Annotated in this window: 9 protein-coding genes; 8 read left to right on the top strand and 1 reads right to left on the bottom strand. The window is 38.7% G+C overall.

Features of this window, described 5'->3' with window-relative positions:
* From DBR43_RS32795 to DBR43_RS32760, 8 genes are all read left to right on the top strand, one after another.
* The coding region (locus tag DBR43_RS32795; protein WP_233603328.1) for a hypothetical protein at positions 1 to 3,078 on the top strand (3,078 nt) is incomplete at its 5' end.
* Positions 3,079 to 3,090: 12 nt separating this feature from the next.
* Complete coding sequence (locus DBR43_RS32790; protein ID WP_124587574.1) at positions 3,091 to 6,411, top strand: DUF6443 domain-containing protein; 3,321 nt, start codon at positions 3,091 to 3,093, stop codon at positions 6,409 to 6,411.
* Positions 6,411 to 6,809 carry an Imm44 family immunity protein gene (locus DBR43_RS32785; RefSeq protein ID WP_124587573.1) on the top strand — a complete coding sequence of 133 codons (399 nt, stop codon included), beginning with the start codon at positions 6,411 to 6,413 and terminating at the stop codon, positions 6,807 to 6,809. The genes DBR43_RS32790 and DBR43_RS32785 overlap by 1 nt, the downstream gene beginning before the upstream one ends.
* Positions 6,799 to 7,122 (top strand): ribonuclease E inhibitor RraB, encoded by a 324-nt coding sequence (locus DBR43_RS32780; protein WP_124587572.1) that lies wholly within the window; start codon positions 6,799 to 6,801, stop codon positions 7,120 to 7,122. The genes DBR43_RS32785 and DBR43_RS32780 overlap by 11 nt, the downstream gene beginning before the upstream one ends.
* Positions 7,123 to 7,476: 354 nt before the next feature.
* Positions 7,477 to 7,821, top strand: coding sequence for a hypothetical protein (locus tag DBR43_RS32775; RefSeq protein WP_124587571.1), 345 nt, complete (start codon positions 7,477 to 7,479; stop codon positions 7,819 to 7,821).
* Between the two features lie 11 nt (positions 7,822 to 7,832).
* On the top strand, positions 7,833 to 8,198 hold the full coding sequence (locus DBR43_RS32770) for a hypothetical protein (RefSeq protein WP_124587570.1): 366 nt from the start codon (positions 7,833 to 7,835) through the stop codon (positions 8,196 to 8,198).
* A gap of 160 nt (positions 8,199 to 8,358) precedes the next feature.
* Positions 8,359 to 8,832 (top strand): immunity 26/phosphotriesterase HocA family protein, encoded by a 474-nt coding sequence (locus tag DBR43_RS32765; protein WP_124587569.1) that lies wholly within the window; start codon positions 8,359 to 8,361, stop codon positions 8,830 to 8,832.
* A 189-nt stretch (positions 8,833 to 9,021) separates the two neighbouring features.
* Entirely contained in the window at positions 9,022 to 9,237 is a 216-nt protein-coding gene (locus tag DBR43_RS32760; RefSeq protein WP_317126017.1) for an ORF6N domain-containing protein, read from the top strand.
* Between the two features lie 13 nt (positions 9,238 to 9,250).
* On the opposite strand, the gene DBR43_RS32755 is transcribed toward DBR43_RS32760, so the two are convergent.
* Positions 9,251 to 9,644: IS3 family transposase (locus DBR43_RS32755; RefSeq protein ID WP_148090774.1), on the bottom strand; the 394-nt coding region annotated here is incomplete at its 5' end.

Below are 9,644 nucleotides of genomic sequence, written 5' to 3'. Positions count from 1 at the left end.
GACGGACTGTTTATCGGTTACGAACACATGAAACAAAAATTAGACAGTTATAAAAATAATCTTTACACTTATGCGGAAAAACAGCTGTTTTTAAAGAATGCTGCTGATGGTTTCTACGATACTCAACCGGATCAGTTCTTTTTTAATTTTCAGGGGAAATCGGGAAGCATAATTTTCGATTCCAATGGAGTAGGGACGATAATGCCGTATCAACAACTCAAGGTTGTTAAAGACGCTTCAGGTTTTACAATTACTGACGAATCCGGAGTACAATATGCTTTTGGTGCTTCTGAATATACCACCAAGACACAGGACTGTAGTATTTATGAAGAACCTGAGTTTGTTTCCAGCTGGCATTTAGGATCCATCACAACTCCAAGCGGGGAAAGCGTGGGGTTTGGCTATACGGAAGGTCTGACTCATTTGGATGTGATCACTCAGGATAGTGATTATCAAAGGACGTCACAAGGCGCTGCATGTCCAGGGATTTATAATGGAACTTGTGCCAGAACAAGGGTTGCGATCAGAACGGCACGTTTGCATAGTATTTACTCAGGAAAAAACAGTATTGAATTTATTGCAAATACAAAAAGGATCGATTTGCCAGCTTACAGTTCCGAATTCAGATTAGATGGAATTGTGTTTAAATATGATGGTGTTCCGGTTAAAGGAATTAACCTCGAATACAATGTTTTTGGCTGCAATAGGCTGAGGTTAGATGGGCTAAGGCAATATGACCCTAAATCACCCTCGTCCAGTTTTCCCCTGTTTAAATTTGAATATATCAATCCGGGAGGAGTACCCTGTTCTTCTGTAAAAGCGGAGGATCATTGGGGTTTTGCAAACAAGAACCGTGGTACTTCTTTGATTCCGCCTGGAAAGATGCCTGGTGCAATGGGCAAAACCATTCGCTTATTGGGTGCTGATCGTTCTCCTGATTTTGATTCTGCAATAGCAGGAGTACTCAACAAAATCACTTATGGAACTGGTGGCTATACCAGATTCGATTACGAGTCCAATGACGCAGGATTTATAAATAGAATTAAGGTTGCAGATTGGGAGAAAGATTATGTAACAACGTCTGTTATTGCAGATCCATCAAACTCAATGTCCGTTTCAACTGTTACTATTGATTTTTTTCAAACAGTTACTTTTGAGTATTCAGTTAATAAAGCGGATGAGCCTGGTGAATACCCAAGTTACAATGAATATGTGACGTTAAGAAACAACCAAACCGGAGAAAGGATGTTTATTAACTCCTTCGGTGAAGGTTCATTAAGTTATGATCTGGAACCAGGTTCTTATACAATGACGGCATATTCTGAGAACCCTATTACGAACACCCGGATTAGTACTACCTATATAGCAAATACAAATATTCCGGTATATAGTAAGGTGACAGGTGGTGTCAGGGTGGCGAAAATTACTGACCATGACGGTGTTGGAAATAACGCGGATATGGTTAAAACATATACTTATAAGATGACTGATGAGCCCTGGCGTTCGAGTGGTGTAGTAGCGGGAGAACCTGTTTACGACTATATTTATAACCAGATCACTAACGGTGTAACCTGTAGTTTTTATGTTAGAACAGCAAATGCGCTGGCACTGGGCAGTACTAAAGGTGGGAACGTTGGGTACAGAGAAGTTAGGATGGAAAAGAGTAACGGAGAGGGGACATTGTATAAGCATACGACGATGTTTGAACATGGTGACGGAGTAGAAACCGTTGCTTATAGCCAGTCTACGAGTAATGACCAGTTAAGAGGATTGTTGTTAAATAAAACCGATTATAAAACCACAGGTAGTTTGAAAATTCCTGTACGGGAAGAGAACCATCATTATAATATTACCTCTCCCTTTCATTACAGAGTTTTGGACGGGTTTACAATATCTTATTACAGAAGAAGTATAGGTGAGCATGAAATTGGTGGAAATGATTATAATACCAACCCATATTCTCAAATTTCGCAATGGATTTATAAAGATTCGACCAGTGTTAAACTTTTTGACCTGAATGGACAGAACCCTGTTGAAACTACTCAAACGTTTATGTACGATAACCCTAATCACATTCAGTTAACTGCTGTAGAAAGCATAACGAGTGATGGGTTGAAAGAAACGGAACGAACTACATATCCTTTGGACTATGCCAGTGGTGTTGGATTTATAGACCAGATGAAGGCCAATCATTTGGTTGCTTATCCGGTAGAGAAAACAAGGTATATGACCAGCTCCTCCGGCGAAATCAAAATACTTTCAGGTAACATTACCACTTATAAACCTGGCGGAAAAGGTTTGAAAGAAGAAGAATTGAACCTGGAAACCATCAATCCGATTCCTTTATCCGCTTTTAAGTTCTCGAATCAGTCGGCTGCAGGAAACCTGCCTACGGGAAATGCATTAACCAGCTTTTTGCCAGATCCCTCTTATCAGAGGCAGCTCAAGATAAATCATTATGATACCAATTCCAACATCGTTGAATATGAGGTCAGCGATAGCAGCAAAGTTGCACTTTTGTGGGATTATGAGGGCTCATTCCCTGTAGCACAGGTGAAGAATGCTGCCTACACAGATATTGCTTATTCAGGTTTCGAGGCAGAGTCAAAAGGAAATTGGAATTATGCGGGGGTACCGCTGGTATCAGCTGTGGCAGCTACCGGAAGCAAGGTTTATCAGCTTGGCAATGGAGCTTTGAGTAAGGCTGGTCTTAATGGCGGTAAGCGATATGTGTTAAGCTACAGGACTATGAATAGTTCTGCTTTTGCAGTATCCGGTACCGTTGGAAATGTATCTCAAACGAAACTGGGTAATGGTTGGTATCAATATGACCATTATCTGTCAGGTGTGGCTGATGTTCAGCTTGCAGGAACGGGTATCGTTGATGAGGTTCGTTTATATCCTGCGGAAGCAACAATCAGCACTTATAATTACCTCCCACAAGTGGGTACAACCGATCAGAGTGACTCCCGTGGTCAGACCATTTATTATGTGTACGATGATTTTCAAAGATTAAAATATATCAAAGATCAGAATGGACATATCATTAAATCTTACGAATACCACCTTAAACCTTAGAAGCGCTCAGTAATGAAAAGATATCTTAATAGAAAGAAATTCCTCAGCGTGTTTGTGATGCTGATGTCGGGTTGTACTTTAATGGCTCAGGAAGGTAAAGTACTGGCTCAATATAACGGTGAAACTGAGATCAAGGATTCCGTTAGTGTGACCTTAAAAAGTGGTTTCTTCATCCCCAAAGGACAGAACGTCCGGATCTATACCGGACGGAGTTTTGAGAATAATGTGCCTTCGTTATGGAGCCCCTCGGTAAATCAAAACTATATACGCAGCAGGGTTTTTAAAATGCCAGGGGTAAATCCACAAAACATAGATTCTGCAAGAAATACCAGCGAGGTAAACCAAACGGTTCAATATATTGATGGATTAGGTAGATCACTACAAACGATCAGTGTACAGGGAAGCCCGACGTTTAAAGACCTGATACAACCTATGGCTTATGACGCATTTGGCCGGGAACAGTTTAAATACCTTCCTTACCCTTCTTCAGGGAATGGTAGTTTTAAACCCGCTTCAATTACCGAGCAGAAGGATTTTTATAACAATCCTGTTGTAGGGATCCCGGTAATCAGCAATTCAGCTTTTTCTGAAACCAAATTTGAAAACTCTCCTTTAAACCGTGTGCTGGAGCAAGGTGCTCCGGGTGTAGCCTGGCAACTTTCTTCGGGACATACCCAAAAGATGAGCTATGAGACTAATCTTACAGGTGAGGTGAAGCTTTGGGAGGTAACAGCATCGGGGGCAGTGGTACCCCGTCCTTATTCTCCTGGCAAGTTGTATAAAACGGTAATAAGGGATGAAAATACCCCCTTTGGCCAAAAGGCAGGATCTGTAGAGGAATTTAAAGATTTTAATGGACGGGTGGTTTTGAAAAGGATCTGGGAAAGTAATGTTAGCAGCCTGAGTACCTATTATGTTTACGACAACCTGGGGAACCTGCGTTATGTTATTCCACCGATTGTGACTCAGGACGGCTTTACTGAAAGCGATGAAGTGTTCAAAAATTATATTTATGGTTATCATTATGATGGGCGTAAGCGGTTGACAGAGAAGAAAATTCCTGGAAAGCGTGGCTGGGAGTTTATGATATACAATAAACTGGATCAGTTGGTGTTGAGCCAGGATGAAATTCAGCGTGGAGAAGGGAAATGGTTGTTCAATAAATATGATGGCCTGGGTAGGGTAGTGATTACAGGTATTTACGCTGATGGATCTACTCCGGTAGCAATGCAGATCACTGTCAATGGGGAATCTGTCCTTTGTGAAACCAGAAATATTGCAGGGGCAGACTATACCAATCTGGCCTTCCCAAGGACCATTGCTTACTATCACAGCATCAATTATTATGACAATTATGAATTTCCGGAAAGTGCTTTGTTTTCCGGGGATGCAGGGCTTGGATTGGTCGGTGGTGAAAGAACTAAAGGCTTACTCACTGCAAGCAGAGTTACAGTATTGGGAACTGGAACAATGCTGATGACAGTGAATTACTATGACGCCGATGGCAAACTTACGCAAACTAAAAGCCAGAACCATCTTGGGGGGACTGATGTGGTGACCAATGGATATAGCTTCGCCGGAGAACTAAAAAATAGTGTTCGTGTTCATACTGTCTCAGGAGTGAGCACTACCATAAGCAATCAGTTCATTTACGATCATATGGGACGTAAGCAAGCTACATTGGAACAAATCAACGGGGGTAATGAGGTTGTATTGAGCAAACTGGACTATAATGAATTGGGCCAGTTACGGAAGAAAAACCTGCATAGTATTGATCAGGGCCTTACCTTTCTTCAGAATACGGTTTATGATTACAATGAACGTGGTTGGTTGAAAAGGAGTGTTTCGGATCAGTTCGGAATGGAATTGCAGTATCAGGATGGTGCTTCTCCTCAGTTTAATGGAAATATTTCAGGACAAAGATGGGGGACAGGGATTAGCTATGCCAAAGCCTTTACATATGGTTATGATGCATTGAACAGACTTTTAAGTGCAAACTCAACCGGAGTGAATATGACTGAGGTGTTGACTTATGATGTGATGGGTAATATTTCCAGTCTGAACCGTGATGGACTTGGAGCGAGTAGCTATAGCTATACCGGAAACCGATTGAGCCAAATCATCAGTGGGCCTTTGGCTACAGGACCGTACAGTTATGATAACAATGGAAATGTGATTCTTGATGGTAGGAATGGATTGAATATTGGGTATAATTATCTAAATCTTCCAATTACGGTGACCAAGCCCGGCTTGAACCTGGCTTATACTTATAGTTCTCTGGGAGAGAAATTGCAAAAGGCAAGTAATGGTGAAGTCAGGACGTATGTCAGTGGGATTGAGTATGCAGGAAATACAATTGACATCATTCATACAGAGGAGGGAGTAGCCAGAAATAATAATGGTATTTTTAGCTATGAGTATAATCTGAGTGATCATTTGGGCAATGTAAGGTATAGTTTTCGGAGAAATCCGTCAAATGGTATTTTAGAGCGACTGCAGAGTGATGATTATTATGCATTTGGGTTAAGAAAATCTTCCGGTAGCCCGGTTTCTGTAAATAATAAATATCTTTATAACGGAAAAGAGATTCAGGATGAATTAGGTGGGCAGTATGATTACGGGGCAAGGTTCTATGATCCAGTGATTGGGAGGTGGAATGTTGTAGATCCGAGTGCTGATGAAGCAGACCAGGAATCGGGTTCGCCCTACGGTTATGTTTTTAATAACCCGGTTAAAAATACCGATCCGGATGGAAGGATACCAGATATAGATCCCCCAACTGCAAAGACTGTAATAAAAGGGGCTGCAATTACTACTGGAGGAGTAGCGGGCGGAATTTTTGCTGCATCGTTAGCTACAGGTGGAGTTGTTGCCACTGGTGGAACTGTTACTGTTATTGGTGCTCCTGCTGGATGGGTTATTGGTGGAGGGATTATTGTCGGTGGGGCTGCTGTTGCTGGGGTTATGTGGGTGGTAGATAAGATAACAACTAATGATACCGAAAAGGGTGATTCAAAAACACAAACTCAGAGTCCTCCTAAAAAATCTCATGGAAATAAATTAGATGATAAACCTGCGGAACGTTACACTTTAAAAGATAGAAATACAGGTGAGGTTAAAAAACATGGGGAAACTACTCGTGGAGAAGATAAATATGGTGCTGGCAATCAAAAGAGATATAGTAAGAAGCAGTTGAAGAGGGAAAATGTTGATTATAACAAAGAAAATAGTGGTACGAAAAAAGAGATGCACAAAGAACAACATGACAAGATACTTGAACATAAAAAGAATAATAATGGTAAAAGGCCAGATTTAAATAAAAGTGATTACTAATGAAATTGTGGATATCAGGTGAAATAGATTCTATTGTGAGCGACTCGTTTAGAGTTGTTAGAAACTACATAGAAAAAAATATTAATAATATTCTTGCTTCTAATAATTATGGGGATGGGGTATTAAGTTGGGATGTTATAGTCGTTATTTCCAAGGATAAAGGTAAGGAAGTCTTTAAATACAATAAAAAGAATAAGGAAACTGATATTCATGTTATTCTTGATATCGATAGGTTCAAAACATCAGACTCTTTGGGAAGAAAAATGTTATTACTTGACTCTTTAATATATTCCGTAGAAAGGCTATCAACTTTAGGTATTTATGATTTCAATAATATAAAGTTGAAAAATGATCTACATGGTTTAAAGGAAATAATTTTCAATCAACATGCAAACTGACCTAACCCAATTAAAGAGTATTTTTATAAAAATGAATGAAGATGGGTTTGATACAAAAAGTTCGTTAAAATGGAGTTTTTATTTTATTGATACTCGCAAAGATAAACTGGAATTGTTATTTAGAGAACTAAAGGATTATAATTATGTTATTGAAAAATTTGATTTCAATAAAGATGATGAATGGGTTTTGCAAGTCAGCAAAATTGATTCATTGACGCCAGAAAAACTGCATAAAAGAAATATAGCATTTAATGAATTGGCTGATTTTTATGATGCTAAATTGTATGATGGATGGGACGTTGAGAAGTTATAATCCTGAAAATAAATTTTATATGATAAAGAATTGAGTTTTGATTATATATAATTCCTATATTCTTGTTTGGTTGTTCAGGAAATAGTATAAATCATTTTTACTCACCTGGCAAAGATCAAACAAAGTATTACTGTTATAACTAACGAGGATATAGGGTATATTATAAGTGGGATTCATAATTCCGTCTTTAAATCTAATTTTGTGAAATTGGATCTTAAAAAGGATGACCGTGACCTGGTGATCAGATTGTGGGGTGTTGGAATAGGGGGATCTTGAATTGGATAATCTTATACATGATGTTACCGTTTTGGAGAATAAATTAGCTAAGTAGTATAATTCTTAAATCAATTTCCAATGGATAATCGTGGTATCCTGATTCTGTTGGATTATATAAAATTTGGCACCGATATGGAGCCTATGAAATTTCAATGGCCATGGGCGAAAAGTGATTTCGCGCGAGCCGCTAAGGGCCAAGAGCTATTGGATTTTCCCCCAAGAACTAATGCTGCAGGAAAAAAGATGCCATTAGAACTACACCATGCGGATCAAATGCCTGGTTCAGCGATACATGAAGTTAAGCCCGGTCACACTAGTTATGTGCCACATCCGAATCAGATAAATCAAGGAGTAACCAGAAAAATGAGAATTGAGGATGCTAAAATGAATTGGTGCTATAGAGGAGGAGAGATGACTAATTAAATTATGTATATATGGTTTATTTGCAAAATGAACAGCTTAAGACTAACCTAAGTCTAGGTAGAACTGTTGAACAATGGCTTGGCTATAAACAAGAGGATGATTATATCGTTTTAAGGTGGATAAGTATTGAGAAAGAAAGTAGTGATGAATATAGTGTTGCTTATATCGAGTCTTTTGATGAGGGAAGAGAAGATTTCCTTGATATTTACGAGTTTTCGACTTTGGATCCGGATGAACCACTTGGGATTGTCACTACGTTTTCTACTGTAGACGAAGCAATAAGTTTTTCGTTAGATGAATATGGCGCTAAAATAGATAGCTTTGTAAGCGCTGGGATGATACAAGATGAATATCTTAACTATTTAAATAATAAGTAAGAGGCGATATCAGATAAGAATAATCAAAGTTAGAAGATCTATTAACTTTGATTATATTCTTTTCTTGTATTAGCATGCCTGGATAAAGGCATCAATAATGGAAATCAGGTGAAGCGTGTCATCATAAGAACGATAAATATAAAGAAGCTGAAAGAGTAATTTGGCGGAAGTTAAAATGGGAAAACAAAGGAGAGCTATAGGTGATTTTTTAAAGATAAACCTATCTAATGGTAAAATAGGCTACGCAAGAGTCTTGAAGATGGCTTCTGTTGCTATCTATGATTTTATGACCAATGATGTGGCTGATGTAAGTGAGATTGCTCAGCGAGAAGTCCTTTTTATAGTTGCAGTTTATGACGATGTTATTACATCTGGAAGATGGCAGAAAATTGGTAAACTGCCTCTGGAAGATAAATTTGAGCAATTACCTGTGAAATTTATACAAGATGCACTGGATCCCAATAGCTTTGAGTTATACGATCCAAATAGCGGAAAAATAGAGAAAACTCAAAAGAATAAATGTATCGGCTTAGAAAGAGCTTCGGTCTGGGAAGGTGAGCATGTAGAAGAGCGAATAGTTGATTATTATTTGGGTAGACCAAATATATGGGTTGAGGAAATGAAGATTAAATAATATCATTTCCGGGCTTTGTTATTTATTGATTATACGTTATGGAGGGCCTGAGTAGACGGAATATATGGCGTATGCGTATGTTTTATGACACTTATGAAAAACTGCCACCAATGGTGGCAGAAATTGGATCGAGCTATAGTATTCTCGTTATAGGGAAATGCTAAACATAAAATGAAACGCTAGTTTTATATTGGAGAAATCTATGTTATCCGTGATCAGAAAGTTATGATCGATAGAGATCTTGGAGAGTTGTATGGGGTTGAAACCAAGGTACTAAAGCAAGCGGTAAGAGGTAATATTACCCGTTTTCCCGAAGATTTTATGTTTGAGATGACGAAAGAAGAGCTTGATAGTTTGAGGTCACAATTTGTGACCTCAAAAGAAGGTCTGGAATTGCAACAATAAAATGGACATTGGGTTAAGCTGCAATATTTTGTTTATTTAAGTTTTGACCAAATTCCTCCGGGGACATGTAGCCCAATGCTGAATGTAGTCTTTTACGGTTATACCAGGTTTCGATATATTCAAATACGACGATTGCTGCTTGCTCTTTGTTTACAAACTTATGCTGGTATATACATTCGGTTTTGAGTGTCTTAAAGAAGCTCTCGGCCACTGCATTATCCCAACAATTGCCCTTTCTGCTCATACTCCTGATGATCAAATTATTTTTATCCAGTAAACTTTTAAACTCGTTACAGGCGTACTGAACCCCACGATCAGAATGAAAGATCAGCTCCTGGATAATGGACCTGTTTTTTTGTGCCATTTTAAATGCTGGTATTACTGTATTGTAACCCTTCCTAAATATC

The sequence above is a fragment of the Pedobacter sp. KBW06 genome (assembly GCF_003852525.1).
In the GTDB taxonomy this organism is placed as follows: domain Bacteria; phylum Bacteroidota; class Bacteroidia; order Sphingobacteriales; family Sphingobacteriaceae; genus Pedobacter.
This window is presented reverse-complemented; position numbering and strand designations above follow the sequence as displayed.

Bases quoted from the DNA above. Each gene is read 5' to 3' on its own strand.
- DBR43_RS32790 (WP_124587574.1), top strand. From the start codon at position 3,091: ATGAAAAGATATCTTAATAGAAAGAAATTCCTCAGCGTGTTTGTGATG.
- DBR43_RS32785 (WP_124587573.1), top strand. From the start codon at position 6,411: ATGAAATTGTGGATATCAGGTGAAATAGATTCTATTGTGAGCGACTCG.
- DBR43_RS32780 (WP_124587572.1), top strand. From the start codon at position 6,799: ATGCAAACTGACCTAACCCAATTAAAGAGTATTTTTATAAAAATGAAT.
- DBR43_RS32775 (WP_124587571.1), top strand. From the start codon at position 7,477: ATGGATAATCGTGGTATCCTGATTCTGTTGGATTATATAAAATTTGGC.
- DBR43_RS32770 (WP_124587570.1), top strand. From the start codon at position 7,833: ATGGTTTATTTGCAAAATGAACAGCTTAAGACTAACCTAAGTCTAGGT.